This window comes from Streptomyces sp. NBC_00322, assembly GCF_036147535.1.
Classification (GTDB): Bacteria; Actinomycetota; Actinomycetes; order Streptomycetales; family Streptomycetaceae; genus Streptomyces.
The window spans coordinates 8,028,123-8,046,591 of record NZ_CP108019.1 but is presented as its reverse complement, the minus strand read 5'-3'; the positions used below and the strand labels follow the sequence as shown (position 1 = coordinate 8,046,591).

The window sequence follows — 18,469 nt, the reverse complement described above, 5'->3', positions numbered from 1 at the left end:
GCCAGAGGGCCCCCCGAACCGCGACGTCCTGGACGCGGGAGCGTCAGTTGATCTCGATGAGAAGGTCGCCCGCCTCGACCTGCTGGATCTTGCCGATGGCGAGCCGGCCGACGGTTCCCGCGCACTGCGCCGTGATGGAGGCCTCCATCTTCATCGCCTCGATCGTGGCCACCGTCTGACCCGCGGACACCGCAGCGCCCTCGTCCACCTGCAGCGTGACCACCCCGGCGAAGGGTGCTGCGACATGGCGCTCGTTGCCGCGCTCGGCCTTCTCCGCCGCCTTGACCTCCGTGGCGATGGACTTGTCGCGCACCGACACCGGCCGCAGCTGTCCGTTCAGCGTGGCCAGGACCGTGCGGAAGCCCCGCTCGTCGGCATCGGAAATGGCCTCCAGTTCGATCAGCAGCGTGACGCCCGGATCGAGGGTGACCGTGTGCTCCCTCTCCGGCTCCAGGCCGTAGAAGAAGTCCTGCGTGGGCAGTACGGAGGTGTCTCCGTAGGCGTCACGGTGGGCGTCGAATTCCTTGGTCGGGCCGGGGAACAGCAGCCGGTTCAGGGTGGCCCGGCGTGTGTCGCGCAGACCTCGCAGGTCCTCGTCCGACAGCGTGGGCGCCTCCGCCTTCGCCGGGCGGCCCTTGAGGGCCCGGGTGCGGAACGGCTCGGGCCAGCCACCGGGCGGGTCGCCCAACTCGCCGCGCAGGAAGCCGATCACCGAGTCCGGGACGTCGAACTTGCCGGGGTCGGACTCGAAGTCCGCGGCCTCGACCCCGGCGCCGACCAGATGCAGCGCGAGGTCGCCCACGACCTTCGACGACGGAGTGACCTTCACCAGACGGCCGAGCATCCGGTCCGCCGCCGCGTAGCAGTCCTCGATCAGCTCGAAGCGGTCGCCGAGGCCGAGCGCGATGGCCTGCTGGCGCAGGTTGGAGAGCTGACCGCCGGGGATCTCGTGGTGGTAGATCCGCCCGGTCGGCGAGGCGAGGCCGGACTCGAACGGCGCGTACACCTTCCGCATGGCCTCCCAGTACGGCTCCAGATCGCCGACGGCCTGCAGCGAGAGCCCGGTTGCCCGCTCCGTGTGGTCGGTGGCAGCGACCAGCGCCGACAGCGGCGGCTGGCTGGTGGTACCCGCCATCGAGGCGACGGCGGCGTCGACGGCGTCGACACCGGCGTCGATCGCGGCCATCAGGGTCGCGAGCTGTCCGCCCGCCGTGTCGTGGGTGTGCAGGTGCACCGGAAGGTCGAAGCGCTCGCGCAGCGCGGTCACGAGCGTGCGGGCGGCCGGCGGGCGCAGCAGCCCGGCCATGTCCTTGATCGCGAGCACATGCGCGCCCGCCTCGACGATCTGCTCGGCCAGGCGCAGGTAGTAGTCCAGCGTGTAGAGCTTCTCGCCGGGGTCGGACAGGTCCGCGGTGTAGCAGAGGGCGACCTCGGCCAGTGCCGTGCCCGTGGAGCGCACCGCGTCGATCGCCGGGCGCATCTGGGAGACGTCGTTGAGCGCGTCGAAGATCCGGAAGATGTCCATGCCCGTGGCTGCCGCCTCGGCGACGAACGCTTCCGTTACCTCGGTCGGATAGGGCGTGTAGCCAACGGTGTTGCGCCCGCGCAGCAGCATCTGCGTACAGACGTTGGGCACCGCCTCGCGCAGCGCCGCGAGACGCTCCCAGGGGTCCTCGGCGAGGAAGCGCAGCGCCACGTCGTAGGTCGCACCGCCCCAGCACTCCAGGCTCAGCAGCTGCGGCGCCGTGCGCGCGACGTGCGGGGCCACGGCGAGCAGATCGCGGGTGCGCACACGGGTGGCGAGCAGGGACTGGTGCGCGTCGCGGAACGTGGTGTCCGTGACGGCGACGGCCGACTGGCTGCGCAGTTCCGCTGCGAAGGCGTCCGGTCCCAGCGCTGCGAGGCGCTGGCGCGAGCCGTCGGGCGGCGGCGCAGCGAGCGATGTGGCAGGCAGCTTGTGGCTGGGCTCGATGACGCGCGGACGCGGGCCGTGCGGCCGGTTGACGGTCGTCTCGGCGAGGTAGGTGAGCATGCGGCTGCCGCGGTCGGCCGAGGGACGTGCCCGCATCAGCTCCGGATGCTCTTCGATGAAGCTCGTCGTGATCCGGCCGGCCCGGAATTCGGGATGGTCCAGGACCGCACCGAGGAAGGGCAGGTTGGTGGCCACTCCGCGGATACGGAATTCGGCGATCGCCCGGCGCGCGCGGCGGGCGGCGTTGGCGAAGTCGTGCCCGTGGCAGGTGAGCTTGACCAGCATCGAGTCGAAGTGCGCCGACACCTCCGCGCCGGTGTGCACCGTGCCGCCGTCGAGCCGGACGCCGGGCCCGCCCGGTGAGCGGTAGGCGGAGATGGTGCCCACGTCGGGCCGGAAGCCGTTGGCGGGGTCCTCGGTGGTGATACGGCACTGCAGGGCGGCGCCGTTCAGGACGATGTCGTCCTGGGTCAGGCGCAGTTCGGGCAGGGACCTGCCGGCGGCGATGCGCAGTTGCCCGATGACCAGGTCGCGGCCGGTGACCTGCTCGGTGACCGTGTGCTCGACCTGGATGCGGGGGTTCATCTCGATGAAGACGTGGTTGCCGCGCTCGTCGACGAGGAACTCCACGGTTCCCGCGTTGACGTATCCGATGTGGCGGGCGAAGGCGACGGCGTCGGCGCAGATCCGTTCGCGCAGATCCGGGTCCAGGTTGGGTGCGGGCGCGATCTCGACGACCTTCTGGTGGCGCCGCTGCACCGAGCAGTCCCGCTCGTAGAGATGCACGACGTTGCCGTGGGCATCGGCGAGGATCTGCACTTCGATATGGCGGGGGTTGATGACGGCCTGCTCCAGAAAGACCGTCGCGTCGCCGAACGCGGACTGCGCCTCGCGCATCGCCGCGTCGGCCGCCTCCCGCAGATCGCCGGGCTCGGCCACCCGGCGCATGCCCCGGCCGCCGCCACCCGCGACGGCCTTGACGAACAGGGGGAAACCGATGTCCTCCGCGGCCTGAAGCAGCGCGTCGACATCGGTGGACGGCTGCGAGGACTTGAGGACCGGAACTCCGGCTTCCCGTGCCGCCGCGACCGCCCGGGACTTGTTGCCCGTCAGAAGCAGTACGGAGGAGGGCGGTCCCACGAAAGTGATCCCCGCGTCCGCACAGGCCGCGGCGAGGTCCGGGTTCTCCGACAGGAATCCGTAGCCGGGGTAGATCGCATCGGCACCCGCCTTGCGCGCGGCCTTGATCACCTCGTCGACGGACAGGTACGCCCGTACGGGATGGCCGGGTTCACCGATTTGGTACGCCTCGTCCGCCTTGGCGCGGTGCAATGAGTTGCGGTCCTCATGAGGGAACACCGCCACCGTGGAGATACCGAGTTCGAACGCTGCGCGGAATGCGCGGATCGCGATCTCACCTCGGTTGGCGACCAAAACCTTGCGGAACATCAAACTCCCCTGTCGTGTCGCGGGCCGGCGGCCCAAGGGTCTAGGGATGTCGCAACCGGCGCCGGAACATGGGCATCCGGTGTCCTCGTGGACGGTGTCGATGAGTGTGGTGGTCAGTACGGAGCGTTGGTCACCGTACCCGAGGACTTCGGACGGATCGCGAGCAAAGACGATGAGTTACGTCACGCCGGGCGACCGGATCGTGAAGCGGTATAACGGCAGTTCACAGGCGCAGCGCTCAGAGCGTCTCGGCCAGTGAATCCGCCAGTCGGCGGCGGGCCGTCCGGGCCGCGGGCAGCGCCGCGGCCGCGACGGCGCCCAGCACGGCGCCGACGGCGACCGAAGCCAGCAGCAGCGTGGGCGGGACATGGGCGATACCGGCGCCCATTCCGCTGGAGCGGCCCTGGATGTCCACCAGCCACCTGCCGGACAGCACTCCGAGTCCCGTGCCGATCGCGGCGGCGAGCAGAGCCGTGAAGCCCGCGGCCGCCACGATCGCCGAGCTGATCTGGCGAGGCGTCAGACCGATCGCTTTCAGCGCGAGCAGGTCGCGGCCGCGGTCGCGGACGGACGTACCGATGAGTGTCAGCAGTTCGGTGAGCCCGATGAGGGCCAGCACCCCGATCAGGGCAGCGATCACGCCCCGCGCCGGTCCCAGCCGGTCCCCCGGGTTGGGGGTCTCGCGGATCTCCAGGGCGCCTCCGGCCTTGTCGGCGAGCTCGCTGCTCACCGCCCGGGGATCCGCGCCCGGCCGCAGGACAAGGTGGTAGAAGTCCGGCCGCACCGCGGGGTCGCGTTCCTGGAGCGTGTCGACGGTCGTCGAGATCACCCGGCCGCCGGCTTCGGGTTCGATGCTGCGTCCGACGATGTGCAGGATCTGCGGCCGTCCTTCCACCGTCATCCGCACCCAGTCACCGACCCGCACGTCCAGCAGGTCGAGCAGTCCCTGGCCGGCGACCGCCTCGTCGGGGCCGTCGGCCGGGCGCCCCTCGACCACGGTGAAGGGGTACGGGGCGCCTGCCGTGCCGAGCCCGCGCAGGGTGATGGTGCCGGTCTGGCCGGGCACCAGCGCCGCGACCTCCACACCCGGGTGGACGGCAAAGACGTCCGCGGATCCGGTCAGCGCGCGCTGAAGGTCCTGGCCGCTGAGGCTCCCGGGCTGCTCGGCCCGTACGGACAGCGCCGCGGGCATGCCCATCTCGGCGGGGCGGCTGCGGAACATGTCCAGCGTGGACCAGGCGACGAGCGCGACCGTGATCATGAGGAGCGGCAGTGCCAGCCGTGCCACGGTGATCAGGGTGCGCGGTCGCCGGGGGAACGCCGCCCGCCAGCCGAGGACCAGTGCGGGCGGGACCCGCATGCCGAGCGCCCGGCGGCCGAGACCGGTCATCGGGGCGGCCGAGGGAAGCGCGGCCCGGGCGACGGGAACGGGAGGGACCCTTCCGGCCCGCCAGGCGGCGAGTCCGGTGGCGGTGGCGATCAGCAGCACCGCGCCGCTCGGGACGCCGATCATCAGGGCGGTGTGCCCGGGCAGGTCCTGCCAGACCCCGGCCGCCTCCCCGATCCGGCCGGGTATCCGGGCGCCGAGGAACGCGATCGCCGCGGTGCCCAGGGTGACCCCGAGCAGCGCGAAGGCGAGGTGCTGGGCGAGGAAGCCGCGTACCACCTGGCCGGGGGTGAACCCGATCGCCTTGAGGATGGAGATGTCCCTCAGCTGTCCGCGGATACGGGCGCTGATGGCCCCGGACGCGGCGAGCGCGGCGGCCAGCAGGGCACCGAGACCGAACACGGCGAAGAGCTGCCCGAGCAGCCGGTCGTCGCTGCCCGCCTCGGCCCGCGCCTGCTGCCATTTGGTGACCTGGGCGACCCGGTCGGCGCCGAGCAGGGTGACGGCCTGCTGGATGGTGAAGTCGAGGTCGGCCGGATCCTTGAGACGCAGCCCCACGCTCTGTCCGGTGCTTCCCGCCGCGACGCGGTTGAGCGTGCGGGGCAGCACCCAGCCGATGCCGGGCTCGCCGCCCGGCCGGTAGCGGGGTTCCGCGGCTTCGGCGACACCGGCCACACGCAGGGTGTGTGCGGCGCCGTCCGGTCCCGCCACGGTCAGGGTGTCGCCGGGCTCCGCCCACAGGACGCGGGCGAGGGAGCTCTCCAGTACGACTCCCCCGGGCTGCTTGTCGAGCCAGTCGCCTCCGGTGACGAGCGGCCGGGCGATCTCCGGGGGCCGGGTGTCGGCCGCGCGCAGGGACACACTCGCCCTCGCGCCCCGGGACTCCACGGTGACCTGCCCGGTGCGGTAGGGCCCCGAGATGCCGGCGACGCCGTCCAGCTCGGACAGTTTCCCGGTGTCCGCGGCGGCCCGCGTGTGGAGCCAGACATGGGCGCCCTGGCTCTGGGTGAAGATCCGCTGCCAGGGGTTGGCGGCATAGCCGAACAGGGCCACGGCCAGCAGCAGCGAGGCGATGATGCCGGCGCTGGCCAGGACGACGAAGACCGACTGTCCGCGGTGCGCCCGCAGGTCGGCGTGTGCCCAGCGCAGAGTGGCCCGCACGGTCACTCCTTCAGTTCGAGTACGCCGGAGACGCCGCGGCCCGTGGTGCGGTGCCCCGCGTCGAGTGTCGCGTCGTCGGCTATGCGCCCGTCGAAGAAGCTGATGACCCGGTCGGCCGCGCTGGCCATCCGTGCGTCATGGGTGACCAGCAGAATTGTCTGGCCGCGCTGGTGGAAACGGGAGAGCAGCCGGAGCACTTCCCTGGTGCCCTTGCTGTCCAGGCTTCCGGCCGGCTCGTCGGCGAGCAGCAGTGCCGGGTGGTTCACCAGGGCCCTGGCCAGGGCGACACGCTGCTGCTCTCCGCCAGAGAGTTCGCCGGGCATCGAGCGTTCCCGGCCTTCGAGGCCGAGTTCGGCGAGGAGTTCGGCCCGGCTGTCGCGGGCGGCCTTGGGCGAGGCGCCCGCGAGCAGCGCGGGCAGTTCGACGTTGTCGGCGACCGTGAGGTCGGAGACCAGGTTGAAGAACTGGAAGACGATGCCGATACTCCGGCGGCGCAGCACCGCCCAGCGGGCCTCGCGATAGGCGTCCACGCGGCGGCCGTCCAGCCACAGTGAGCCGCTGTCGGGCCGCTGGAGCCCGCCTATGAGATGGAGAAGGGTGGATTTTCCGGCGCCGGAGGGACCGGTGACGGCAACGAACTCCCCCGGCTGAACGGTCAGATCCACTCCGCGTACGGCCTGAACCGGCGCGCCTTCGCCGTGATGGGTCTTGGTCAGACCCTCGGCGCGCACGATCGGCACACTGCCCTGCGGGCCGGGAGCGCCCAGCGCGACGGGAGCGGTGTCGTCGCTCATTCCAGCTCCTCCTGACAGCGTTCCAGCCAGTCGAGGTCGGCCTGCAGATGCAGCATCGCGCCCTCGATCAACAGCTGGGAGACCCTGTTGTCCCGGTCCTCGGCCGCGGCCAGCTTCGACAGATCGCGCATGGTGTTCAGATACTGCCGCCGCTGCTTGTTGATCAGCGTGACCGGGTCGGCGAGACCGGACTCGGGTGCGAGGGCGATCTTCATGAAGAACTCGTCCCGGACCCGCGGCTCGTCCGTGGTCTCGTCGAACCAGGCGAGTACCGCCTCGCGCCCGGCGTCGGTGAGACTGTACGTCCGCTTATTGGGTCTGCCGGACTGCTCGACATCCTCGCCGGCGATCAGGCCGGCCTTTTCCAGCCGCCCGAGAGTGACATAGATCTGGCCGACATTCGGCTGAGGGTACGCGGCGCCCAGGAGCTTCTCAAGGTCCTGCTTGAGCTCGTAACCGTGCGCCGGGCCACGGGTGAGGAGTGCCAGGAGCGGCAGCCGCACGCGCTCCCCTCCCTCCCGCTCCGTACTTGACAGTTCACTCGGATACGGGCTGTGGTTCGCGCCACCCGCCTTCTCCGCCTGGACGTCTAGTATCGCCCATGCCTAACAGGTATACATAGGCCACATTGGACGGCGACGCGGCCGGGTCGGTGCACTGGGAGGAACCTATGCGGTGGATGCATGCCGCGGGTAGGGGGCTCCTCGCTGCTGCCGTGATCTTCGCGGGGTACGCGGGCTTCGGCGGTCAGCCGGGTGCGGCGGCCCCCAAGGGCCGCGGTCCGATGACCCTGGTGACGGCGGGCGATCTCACCGACTATCTCGGTCCGCTGCTGGATGACTGGAACCGCGGTCATCCTCAGGAGAAGGTCACACTCGTCGAGCTGCCCGACTCCGCGGACGAGACCCGGGCCCAGATGATCAGCGAACTGCGCTCGGGCAGCGACCGGTTCGACGTACTGAACATCGACGTGGCCTGGACCTCCGAGTTCGCGGCGGCGGGCTGGATCTCCCCGCTGGAGCGGGACGCGTTCCCGCTGCACACCTTCCTCGCACCCGTGGTGGACACGGCCACGTTCGACGGCCGCCTGTACGCCGTCCCGTATGTCACCAATGCCGGGCTGCTGTACTACCGCAAGGACATTCTGGAGCGGGCGGGCGAACGGCCGCCGCGCACCTGGGCGGAGCTGGCCCGGGAGGCGAAGACCCTCGCACCGAAGTACAAAATGGACGGCTATGCCGGTCAGTTCCTGCCGTACGAGGGACTGACCGTCAACGCCACCGAAGCGGTCCACTCGGCGGGCGGGTCGATCCTGCGGGACGACGGCGCCCGGGTCACGGTGGACTCGGCCGCGGCCCGCAGGGGACTCGAGTTCCTTGCGGGCGGGGTACGGGACGGCTGGATCTCCCCCAGTGCCCGTGACTACAAGGAGGAGGAGTCCCGGCAGGCCTTCCAGGACGGCCGGCTGCTCTTCCTGCGGAACTGGCCCTATGTGTACTCGATGGCCAATGCGCCGGGGTCGAAGGTGGCAGGCAGGTTCGGCGCGGTGCCGCTGCCGGGGCCGAACGGTCAGGGCACGAGCGTGCTGGGCGGTTCCAATCTCGCGGTCAGCAGCCGCTCCCGGCATCCGGAGTCGGCGGCCGATCTGATCGCCTATCTCACCAGCGAGCGCGTCCAGCGCAAGGTGCTCACCGAGGGCTCCCTGCCTCCCGTGCGCGCCGCGCTGTACGAGGATCCAGCGCTGGTGCGCGCCTATCCGTATCTGCCCACCCTGCGGCAGAGCGTGCTGGCGGCCGAGCCGCGCCCCAAGAGCCCTCGCTACGACCAGGTGAGCCTTGCCGTGCAGGCGGTCGTCCAGGACGTCATGGCGCTGCGCCAGACACCGCAGGCAGCCGTCGGGCGCCTGTCGCGCGAGCTGGGATCGATCTCCCGCAAGGGCTGAGCCCTCGTCGCCTTTCCACGAGCTTGCTACTTACATGTTAAGTAGCAAGCTCGTCTGGCATACCCCCAAAAATCTGGACATACCAGGGCCGGTTCGTGCAGCATCGTTGACACCCTCCCGTCACCGCTACTTAACATGCATGCATAACAGCGCACCCGCTCTGGGGCGCTCTCGCATCCAGCAGGAACGGGTCAACGCGAGATGCTCACTGCACTCCCGGCCGCCATCGGCCACTCCCCCCGCACAGCCACCTCCTGGTGGCGCGACGCGGTGATCTACCAGGTCTACGTGCGCAGCTTCCTCGACAGCACGGGGGACGGCATCGGTGACCTGGCCGGCGTACGGGCCGGACTGCCGTATCTGAGGAAGCTCGGTGTCGACGGCATCTGGCTCAGCCCGTTCTTTCCCTCGCCCCAGCACGACCACGGCTACGACGTCGCCGACTACTGCGACGTCGACCCCGTCTACGGCGACCTGGCCGAGTTCGACCTGCTGATGGCCGACGCCCGCAGGCTCGGACTCAAGCTGCTGCTCGACATCGTCCCCAACCACTGCTCCAGCGAGCACCCGTGGTTCCGCGAGGCACTCGCCGCCGCACCCGGCAGCGCGGCCCGCACCCGGTTCCACTTCGCCGACGGTCGCGGCCCGGACGGCGATGAGCCGCCCAACAACTGGCGGGCGATGTTCGGCGGGCCCGCCTGGAGCCGGATCACCGAATCCGACGGCACCCCGGGCCAGTGGTATCTGCAAATGTTCACTCCGCAGCAGCCCGACCTGAACTGGCGCAACCCCGAAGTCGGCGACTCCTTCGAGCGGGTGCTCCGCTTCTGGCTCGACCGCGGCGTCGACGGCTTTCGCATCGATGTGGCCGCCGGACTCTTCAAGCACCCCGAGCTGCCCGACTCCACCGACCCCGGCGCCGACGAGCGCGCCAGGGACTCGGTGAACCCGCTGGCCTGGAACCAGCCGGAAGTCCACCAGGTGTGGCGCCGCTGGCGATCGGTGTGCGAGGAGTACGCGGCCCTGGACGGCACCGAACGGCTCCTGGTCGGCGAGGTCTCCGTGCCCACGGCACGCGAGCACGCCAAGTACGTACGGCCGGACGAACTGCACCAGGCCTTCTTCTTCGACCTGCTCAGCGCGCCCTGGGACGCCGACGCCTTCCAGACGACCATCACGGAGGCGATACGCGACATCGCCGGGACGGGCTCCACCGTGACGTGGGTGCTCAACAACCACGACCAGGTGCGCACGGTCACCCGGTACGCGGGCGAGCCCGGCGTGGAGGCCAGCGGTCTGGGTGCGGCACGTGCCCGCGCCGCCGCCCTGCTGATGCTGGCGCTGCCCGGCGCCGCGTATGTCTACCAGGGCGAGGAGCTCGGCCTCCCCGAAGTCCTGGATCTGCCGGACGAGGTACTCACCGACCCGATCTTCCGCCGCACCGGCAGCCGTGCGCGCATCCGCGACGGCTGCCGAGTGCCGCTGCCGTGGTCCGGCCACGCCTCACCGTTCGGCTTCAGCCAGGGCGCGGCAGGCGCGCGGCCCTGGCTGCCGCAGCCCGAGTGGTTCGCCGAACACGCCACCGACCGGGCCCTGGCCGACACCCGCTCCTTCTGGCACCTCTACCGCGAGGGCCTTCAACTGCGGCGCAGCCTGCCCCAGTTGGGCGAAGGCAGCCTGCGCTGGCTGGAGGCACCCCCGCAGGTCCTGGCCATGGCCCGCGGTGAAGGGCTGATCTGCGCGGTCAACTTCGGCACCGAGCCCGTACCGGCCCCGGTCGCGGGCACCCCGCTCCTCTCCAGCGGTCCCTGCCCGGACGGTGTGCTCCCCGGAGCGACCGCCGCGTGGTGGACGGGCGACTGCCCCACCCCCTGAACACACCCTCTTTTCGAAAGGACCATCATCATGCGACGAATCACCACCAGCATCCGGACGGCCGCGGCCGCATCCACCGTGCTCGCCCTCGCCCTCGGCGCGAGCGCCTGCGGCGGGTCGACGGAGCCGGCGAGCGGCGGCAAGGACCTCAAGGGTCAGACCGTGACCGTGGCCGGAGTCTGGACCGGCAGCGAGCAGAAGAACTTCCGCAAGGTGCTGGACGCCTTCACCGAGCAGACCGGCGCCAAGACGGTCTTCGTGCCCACCGGTGACAATGTCTCCACCTTCGTCGGCAGCAAGATCGAGGGCGGCAACGCCCCGGATGTGGCGATGGTGCCCCAGGTCGGCGTGCTCCAGCAGTTCGCCAAGGAGGGCTGGCTGGAACCGCTTTCGCAGAAGGCCGCCACGACCGCCGGCGCCAACCTCGCCGAGGTGTGGAAGAACTACGGCACCGTCGACAAGACCTACTACGGCCTCTACTTCAAGGCGGCCCACAAGTCGACTGTCTGGTACAGCCCGAGCGCGTTCGAGCAGGCCGGGGTCTCCGAGCCCAAGAGCTTTGCGGACATGCTCAAGTCCGGCCGCACGATAGCCGACTCCGGACTTCCGGCCTTTTCCGTAGCCGGCGAGGACGGCTGGACGCTGACCGACTGGTTCGAGAACATCTACCTCTCCCAGGCCGGACCCGAGAAGTACGACCAGCTGGCAGCCCACACCATGCCCTGGACCGACGCCAGCGTGGTCAAGGCGCTGACCACCCTGGGCGAGGTCTTCAAGGACAAGCAGCTCGTCGCCGGCGGCTCGAGCGCCGCTCTGAACACCGACTTCCCGGGCTCCATCGAGCAGGTCTTCGGCCCCAAGCCCAAGGCAGGCATGGTCTATGAGGGCGACTTCGTCGGCGGCATGGCCAAGGACGACTTCGGCAAGAAGCTCGGCGAGGACGCCAAGTTCTTCCCGTTCCCCGCCGTGGACAGTGGCAAGGCACCGGTGGTCAGCGGCGGTGACGCGGCCGTGGTCCTCAAGGAGGGCAAGAACAAGAAGGCCGCGCAGCGGCTGCTGGAGTTCCTGGCCACGCCCGAAGCGGCCGCCGTGTGGGCGGGTGCGGGAGGCTTCATCTCCCCCAACAAGGACGTCGACCTCGCCTCGTACGCCGACGACACCACCCGCGCGACGGCCAAGTCACTGGTGGATGCGGGTGATTCGGTCCGCTTCGACATGTCCGACCAGGCCCCGGCCGCGTTCGGCGGAACCAAGGGCGCGGGCGAGTGGAAGCTCCTCCAGGACTTCCTGCGCGACCCCTCGAACCCCACGGCCACCGCGGCCAAGCTCGAGACCGCGGCCGCCAAGGCCTACAAGAGCTGAGGCCCCGCACCATGGCTGCACTCACCACAACCGCCCCCGCCGCGAATCCGCGGCGGCGGGCGCAGCGCAGGAGGCGCAACATCGCGGTGGTGTTCGTCCTCCCCGCACTGCTGCTCCTCGGCGCCCTGGTCGTCTATCCGGTGCTGTTCTCCGCCGGGCGGAGCCTCTTCGACGCGAGCGGTGACCGCTTCGTCGGCGGCGAGAACTACGCCGAGATATTCAGCGATCCGGCCACGCTCAAGGCGATCCGCAACAGCACCATCTGGGTTGTCGTGGCTCCGGTGCTGCTGACCGGTCTCGGCCTCGTGCTGGCCGTACTCACCGAGAAGGTGCGCTGGGCGACCGCGTTCAAGCTGGTGCTCTTCCTGCCGATGGCTGTCTCGTTCCTGGCCGCCGGCATCATCTTCCGGCTCGCCTACGAAGAGGACCCGAACCGCGGCGTGCTCAACGCCGTCACCGTCGGCGTCCACGACGCCTTCGACGACACATCCGCCTACCCCACCGCCAGGGCCCGGCAGGGCCAGAACCTGACCGGGAATCCGGGCGGCGACTACCGTACGACCGACGCGGTCAGCCCGGGCAAGTCCATCAGCCTCGGCTTCGTCGGAGTGGCACCGGACAAGATGCCCTCCGACGCCCGGCCCGCCCAGGCCGCGTCTTCCGCCGCGCCCGGCGCCGACGAGATCAGGGGTGTCGTCTATCTCGACTTCACCCCGGGCGGCGGAGGCACGCCGGGCAAGGTCGACCCGGCCGAGAAGGGTCTGCCGGGGATGTCGGTCGAGGCGGTACGGGACGGAAAGGTGGCTGCCAAAGCCACCACCGCCGCGGACGGCTCGTTCAACTTCCGCGGCCTGGAGGCGGGTTCGTACACCGTCAGGCTCCCTGCCGAGAACTTCGCCGCCCCCTACCAGGGCATTTCCTGGCTGGGCCCCGCCCTGGTCACCCCGGCGATCATCGGTGCCTATCTGTGGATCTGGACCGGCTTCTCGATGGTGCTCATCGCCGCGGGACTCGCCGCCATCCCCCGGGACGCTCTGGAGGCGGCCCGGATGGACGGCGCCAATGAGTGGCAGATCTTCCGGAAGATCACGGTGCCGCTGCTGGCACCAGTACTGACGGTGGTCTTCGTGACCCTGGTGATCAATGTGATGAAGGTCTTCGACCTCGTCTACATCATCGCGCCGGGGCCGGTGCAGGAAGAGGCCAATGTGCTGGCGACCAGGATGTGGCTGGTGTCCTTCGGCGGCGGCAACAACCAGGGACTCGGCAGCGCCCTCAGCGTGCTGCTGCTGCTTCTGGTCGTACCCGCCATGATCTTCAACGTCCGGCGCTTCCGAAGGAGCGGAGCATGAGCGGCCACAGCACCATCGAGCGCGGTGCGTCCCTGCCGGTCGCCAAGAACTCCGACCGCGCGCCTGCCCTGCCGCCGCGTCCGGGGCTCGTCAGCCGGCTGACCACATGGCTCAGCAACGGAGTGGTCCAGGCAGTACTGCTCGTCGTCGCACTCGTCTGGATCACTCCGCTGGCCGGTCTGTTCCTGTCCTCGATGCGCTCCGAGCAGGACAATGCGGCCAAGGGCTGGTGGACGGCGCTGACCGATCCGGGGCAACTGTCCCTGGACAACTACACCGCCCTGTTCAAGGACTCCGGCATCACGCAGTCCTTCTGGAACACCGTCCTGATCTCGGTGCCCGCCACCGCGCTGGTCGTCGGCATCGCCGCACTGGCCGGATACGCCTTCGCCTGGCTGGAGTTCCCCGGCCGCAACGCGATCTTCCTGGTGGTCGTGGGTCTGTTGGTGGTGCCCGTCCAGATCGGGCTGCTGCCGGTGGCCAAACTCTTCGGCGCCATAGGCCTGTTCGGCACGATCCCGGGCGTGATCCTCTTCCATGTCGCCTACGGGCTGCCCTTCGCGATCTTCCTGCTCCGTAACTACTTCGCCGAGATCCCGCGCGAAATGCTGGAGGCGGCGCGGATGGACGGCGGCGGGGAGTGGCGGATCTTCTCCCGGCTGATCCTGCCCCTGGGGCGGCCGGCGCTGGCCAGCCTGGCGATCTTCCAATTCCTCTGGGTCTGGAACGACATGCTGGTCGCGCTGCTCTTCGCCGACAGCGAGTCCCAGCCGCTCACCGTCGCCCTCCAGTCCGAGATGAGGCAGTTCGGCAGCAATATCGGAGTCCTGGCGCCGGGGGCCTTCCTCTCCCTGGTGGTGCCGCTGGTGGTCTTCTTCGCCTTCCAACGGCACTTCGTCCAGGGGGTGATGGCGGGCTCCGTCAAGTAGCGGAAGCGCAGGCCAGGTCGCTGGCGGTGCCGGACTCCTGACGGTCCGGCACCGCCGGCTGCCTTCGGGTCTGGGCGGCCTGCTCCGAGCCGCCCTCGCATCGATGCTCTACGGGCCGGCGTCCACATCGCGCACCCAGCCGTAGCCCGCCCAGGGAACGCGCGCGGTCGGCGTCGGCGTGGCGGCCAGCCAGGTCGCGACCGCCTCGGCAATGGGCTGACCGGTCTCCAGTTCGATGAAGCCGAACTGGCCGCCCTGATTGCACTCCAGGAACCACCAGACGTCGTCGCCGTCCACGGCGAAGTCGAAGGCGCCGTAAGCGATTCCGGACAGATCGGCGTACTCGCGCACCGCCCGTGCCACCCGGTCGGGTACGTCCGTCGGCTCCCAGGCGTGGTCGGTCGTGCCGTAGCGACCGTCCACCTGTCCGGACGCGGAATCCTTCCGCGCGGCGAACATCCTCCCGCCGACGAACGTCAGCCGGATGTCGGCCACTTTGGGAACGTACTGCTGAAGCAGGGTGGGCCCGGCCGCGACGCCGGAGAAATCGGCGTCCGGCCCGATGCGGGTCGTGGGCAGGGCGACGGGGGGATCGGTGGACGGCGGGCCGGAGGCGGACTTCACCACGATTTCCTTGTACTGCTCCGCGAACTGCCGGGCCACGCGCGGGAAGGTGGTGATGAGCGTGGGCGGCACGGCGAAACCGCTGCGGTGGGCGACACGCAACTGCCAGGGCTTGCACCGGGCCTGCGCCGCGACGCAGGGATGGTTCATCCAGCGCGCCGTGGTGGAGTACAGCATCCCGTACAGTGCCTGCCGGGACTCGGCGCTCAGCCACTCCGACGGCTCCTCGGCATGCGCCGCGGGCTCACCCGGCCTGCGCACCCAGATGGAACGCAGCCCGCTCATGCTGAGCAGGCGCCCGTCGGTCGACAGGTAGCCCTCGAAGTCGCCGCGGACGTACTCGGCCGACATGTCGGCCTCACCGGGCAGGTCGGCGGGATCGAAGCGCACCAACGGGACGCCCCGTTCATGCAGCTTGGCCACCACCATGTCCGTCGTCACGTCCTGCTGGCAGGTCAGGATCAGCACAGTCATCGGTGCGCCGGGCCGGTCAGTCGTCGAAGTGCGTCTGTGACCCGGCCGTTGACGTCGTCGTACCGGTCGCGAGGATCACCGCCCGGTCGGATATGGCGGGGCGGCCGTCGGGCAGGACGTTCAGTTGCAAGTTGGAGTCGTACGTGTAGGGGATGGTGACCGCCGAATTCTCAGCGGGAAGCGCATAGTTCAGCACGAACGGTCGCATGAGTCTCCTTGGTGCTCACGATATGGCGGTGCCACACGTAACAGTACGTGAAGATGATGTAGGGGTCTCACTACGTTCCGTCACATCGCCCCCATATCGAAGTGAAGGTCGTCACACAGAGGCCGGCCGCGGCGGCGGTCGGCTCGTAGTGTTTGACGTACGTGCGGGCAGGGAGCGTTCCACTCGTCGCTCTTTCTCACATCCCGGAGCCGGAACACAGACGAGCGCCCACCCCGGGAGGGGTTGGCGCTCGTCACGTTGCGATCAGGCACTCAGCACATCTTGTAGTCGACCCTGGTCGAGTTGTAGGAGCAGGTGTCGACCCTGCCGCCCGTGGACGTCTTGAGCGTGGCGGTGTCCTTGTCGTTGTTCCACACGTACCAGGCGCGTCCCTGATAGCGGTTGGTGGCGGTGTTCGTCCCCTTGCCCGTGCGGACCGTCACCATCTTTCCACTGGCCAGTGTGTAAGTGCCGAACACGTACCTGTGGTTCGACGCGTCGACGAGCGTCCAGCCCTTGAGGCTGACGGCCCTCGCCGTGGTGTTGCGTATCTGCACGAACTCGGCGTTGAGGCTCGCGTTGGAGCCCCGGTCCGATCCCGGGCTGTCGTAGTAGATCTTGTACAGGTGGACCGAGCCGGTCGCGGCCTGTGCCTGTGACGGCAGCAGGACGAGCCCGGCAAGCGACGCCGCGACAGCGGCGGCCGCGATGGAGCGGGTGCGGATCATGAGTGTCCCTCGGCTCAGGCCGGGCACCCCCCAATATCGGGCCCGGCGAGACGCCCAGAATAGGGACTAACCGCACAGGCCGGGGCAGGAGTTGAAGAACCCGGCACAAACCCCACAAGGCCTCAGACGCGGGCTGCCTGCAGAATGCGTCGTTCGAAGACCGTGAACGCGGCCTCCTGGCGCCATTCGATCGCCGCCTTCGGGCTGGAGGCGAGCAACTGCGCACAGCCGGGGCCCGGTTCGCGCTCCCCCGGGCGTACGGCGCGGCACTCGCGGACCGGGCGGTAGCGGCCCGGGGTCTGCCACAGGCTGCGGCCCGGCAGGAAGGCGTGGTCGAGCGAGGCGCGGGCCAGATCCTTCAGATCGCGGTAGGAGAGGTCGTACGACCGGGCCGCGCGCCGGTACTCGTCGCTGATGGTGATCCGGGAGACCCCCGCGTCATCGGTGGCGAGTACGACCGGGACGCCGCGCTCCCGGTAGAGGGGGAACGGGTGCTCCGGGCCTGAGACGCCGAGGATCTGGTCATTGCTGCTGAGCGGGACCTCCACGGCGATGTGGCGCTGGGCCATCGTCCGCAGCAGTGCGTCCGACCCGTCCTCGTGCCGGACGTCGACGCCGTGGCCGATGCGCTCGGCCTGCGCGATGTTCACCGCCTCCCGGATGTGGAAGCGCAGGTCTTCGGGCTTGACCAGGCCGGGGGCCAACTCGCCCGCGTGCAGAGTGATGTGCGCCCGGGGGTAGACACGGTGCAGATGGTCCAGCATCCGCATGTGCAGGCTGTAGTCCCGCAGGGATACGGCTCCGTCCTCGGGCTGCACCAGATTCACCGCGGCGAACCGCGGGTCGCGTTCGGCCAGTTCCATGGCCAGCACCATCTGTGTGAAGACCCGCTCGGGGGCCGAGTTCCGCGACACCTGCGAGATGAAGCGGAACGGCACCGCGCAGCCGGGGTCCGGCCGGCCGGTGTCGCAGTGGGCGGTTGCGCGGAACTCCTCGAGCCCGAGGTCGGCTTCGGCCTGTGCCTGCCGTACGACTTCGTCCATAGCGCCGTCCGCGAGCAGACGGCGGTGCATCCGGGACAGGTCCGCGTCATAGCCCACCTTGTCGGCGAGCGCCCTCGCACCCTGACCGTTGGGCGTGATCATCAGCTCTTGGTAGAACTGGTTCTGCCGGGCCACGGTGTTCGACACTTCGGCCATCATCTTGCCGGGATGTCTCCACGACGCCTCGCCGAACAATCCGAACGTGGCGAAGAAGTGGTCGTGCCCGGACTCCGCGCCGGGCGTGAAGTCCTGCATCGACCAGGCGCGCAGCACCATCTGCCGGAAGCCGGCGTCGGTGGTCATCTCAGCTGCGGGCCTGCTGCCCACCGGGCACGGCGGCGCAAGGGCCCGCTGAGTGTCGTTCTCGATGCACAGGCCGTCCTCGACGGCGAGCTCCATCAGCAGTTCGGTCGATGCCGCACCGGCGAGGTGGCTGTGCAGGTCGCCACCCTTGGGCAGTTGGCGGAAGAAGGCGACCAGTTCCTCCGGCCGGTCGTGGATGCTGTCCAGGTACGCCGATACGCGGCGCTCGGCCGCCGGCGACGGGACCGCACCCGCATCGGCTGCGGCGGGCTGAACGGCCATCGGCGTCAGCGCCAGGGCGAGCAGCACCGACCGCCGGGTCCGTCCGGTACTGGGAATCTTGTTGATCATGGAGGCATGGTGGCCAATCCCCTGCCGAACCGCCTCGACGACAGGCCGTGCTCACCTGAATGCCGCAGTTCCGGCCGCGACTCACCGGCTTCGCCCCAGGGAGTGTATGCAACACCCTTACCTGGCTGCGGAATTGCTCAGACGTGAAGGCGGCGAGGAACTCTCGGAGCTTCTCGAACCCAAAAGGACCCTCAGTGGCTGGGGCGGCGTTCAGCGGCCCACCAAGGCGACTCCAACTGGCCCCAGTTCGCCGGTGGTTTGTGAAGATCAGGCGTTGTGAAGTGGCTCCGGGTGGCGGCTTGTCCTGGGACCACCGGTCTCCAGATCGGTTGCCGGGACTGGCGCGGTTGTCACCGCGCGAGTCCCGGCTCGCAAACCTCGGCGCCCGGGAGCCGCCCGCGAAGCCTGCCCGTCATTGGCCCTACGGCCGGCCGTCAGTCGCAGTCGGGTCCGTTTGCGCGGCCTTCGACGAGCACACAGTCATCCCCCCCCCGTGAGCGCTCCGCTGCAGGCAC

General features: G+C 69.7%; 13 protein-coding genes. 5 read left to right on the top strand and 8 right to left on the bottom strand.

The window, feature by feature from the left end; genetic code table 11:
- Positions 1-43: 43 nt before the first annotated feature.
- From OG905_RS36680 to OG905_RS36665, 4 genes are all read right to left on the bottom strand, one after another.
- Positions 44-3,421 carry a pyruvate carboxylase gene (locus OG905_RS36680; protein WP_328681318.1) on the bottom strand — a complete coding sequence of 1,126 codons (3,378 nt, stop codon included), beginning with the start codon at positions 3,419-3,421 and terminating at the stop codon, positions 44-46.
- A gap of 238 nt (positions 3,422-3,659) precedes the next feature.
- On the bottom strand, positions 3,660-5,969 hold the full coding sequence (locus tag OG905_RS36675) for an FtsX-like permease family protein (protein WP_328681316.1): 2,310 nt from the start codon (positions 5,967-5,969) through the stop codon (positions 3,660-3,662).
- A 2-nt stretch (positions 5,970-5,971) separates the two neighbouring features.
- Positions 5,972-6,763, bottom strand: coding sequence for an ABC transporter ATP-binding protein (locus tag OG905_RS36670; RefSeq protein ID WP_328681315.1), 792 nt, complete (start codon positions 6,761-6,763; stop codon positions 5,972-5,974).
- Positions 6,760-7,266 (bottom strand): PadR family transcriptional regulator, encoded by a 507-nt coding sequence (locus OG905_RS36665; protein WP_328681312.1) that lies wholly within the window; start codon positions 7,264-7,266, stop codon positions 6,760-6,762. The genes OG905_RS36670 and OG905_RS36665 overlap by 4 nt, the downstream gene beginning before the upstream one ends.
- A 167-nt stretch (positions 7,267-7,433) precedes the next feature.
- Between OG905_RS36665 and OG905_RS36660 the strand changes: the two genes are divergently transcribed.
- The 5 genes from OG905_RS36660 (at position 7,434) to OG905_RS36640 (ending at position 14,223) form a co-directional block, all read left to right on the top strand.
- A complete protein-coding gene (locus OG905_RS36660; protein WP_328681310.1) occupies positions 7,434-8,705 on the top strand; it encodes an ABC transporter substrate-binding protein in 1,272 nt (423 codons plus the stop codon).
- Between the two features lie 201 nt (positions 8,706-8,906).
- Positions 8,907-10,580 (top strand): glycoside hydrolase family 13 protein, encoded by a 1,674-nt coding sequence (locus tag OG905_RS36655; RefSeq protein WP_328681309.1) that lies wholly within the window; start codon positions 8,907-8,909, stop codon positions 10,578-10,580.
- A gap of 27 nt (positions 10,581-10,607) precedes the next feature.
- Positions 10,608-11,942, top strand: coding sequence for an ABC transporter substrate-binding protein (locus OG905_RS36650; protein ID WP_443044110.1), 1,335 nt, complete (start codon positions 10,608-10,610; stop codon positions 11,940-11,942).
- A gap of 11 nt (positions 11,943-11,953) precedes the next feature.
- Positions 11,954-13,294: a carbohydrate ABC transporter permease gene (locus OG905_RS36645; RefSeq protein ID WP_328681305.1), complete on the top strand. Its 1,341-nt coding sequence runs from the start codon at positions 11,954-11,956 to the stop codon at positions 13,292-13,294.
- Positions 13,291-14,223: a carbohydrate ABC transporter permease gene (locus OG905_RS36640; RefSeq protein WP_328681303.1), complete on the top strand. Its 933-nt coding sequence runs from the start codon at positions 13,291-13,293 to the stop codon at positions 14,221-14,223. Before OG905_RS36645 ends, OG905_RS36640 begins: the two co-directional genes overlap by 4 nt.
- Before the next feature lie 108 nt (positions 14,224-14,331).
- Here OG905_RS36640 and tgmB read toward each other — a convergent pair whose 3' ends face one another.
- The 4 genes from tgmB to OG905_RS36620 all read right to left on the bottom strand — a co-directional run bounded on the left by tgmB (position 14,332) and on the right by OG905_RS36620 (position 17,954).
- Complete coding sequence (gene tgmB / locus OG905_RS36635; RefSeq protein ID WP_328681300.1) at positions 14,332-15,321, bottom strand: ATP-grasp ribosomal peptide maturase; 990 nt, start codon at positions 15,319-15,321, stop codon at positions 14,332-14,334.
- 16 nt (positions 15,322-15,337) lie between these two features.
- Positions 15,338-15,529: a putative ATP-grasp-modified RiPP gene (gene tgmA / locus OG905_RS36630; RefSeq protein ID WP_328681298.1), complete on the bottom strand. Its 192-nt coding sequence runs from the start codon at positions 15,527-15,529 to the stop codon at positions 15,338-15,340.
- Positions 15,530-15,801: 272 nt separating this feature from the next.
- Positions 15,802-16,257, bottom strand: coding sequence for a lamin tail domain-containing protein (locus tag OG905_RS36625; protein ID WP_328681296.1), 456 nt, complete (start codon positions 16,255-16,257; stop codon positions 15,802-15,804).
- Between the two features lie 122 nt (positions 16,258-16,379).
- Positions 16,380-17,954: an adenosine deaminase family protein gene (locus OG905_RS36620; protein ID WP_328681294.1), complete on the bottom strand. Its 1,575-nt coding sequence runs from the start codon at positions 17,952-17,954 to the stop codon at positions 16,380-16,382.
- Between the last annotated feature and the right edge of the window lie 515 nt (positions 17,955-18,469).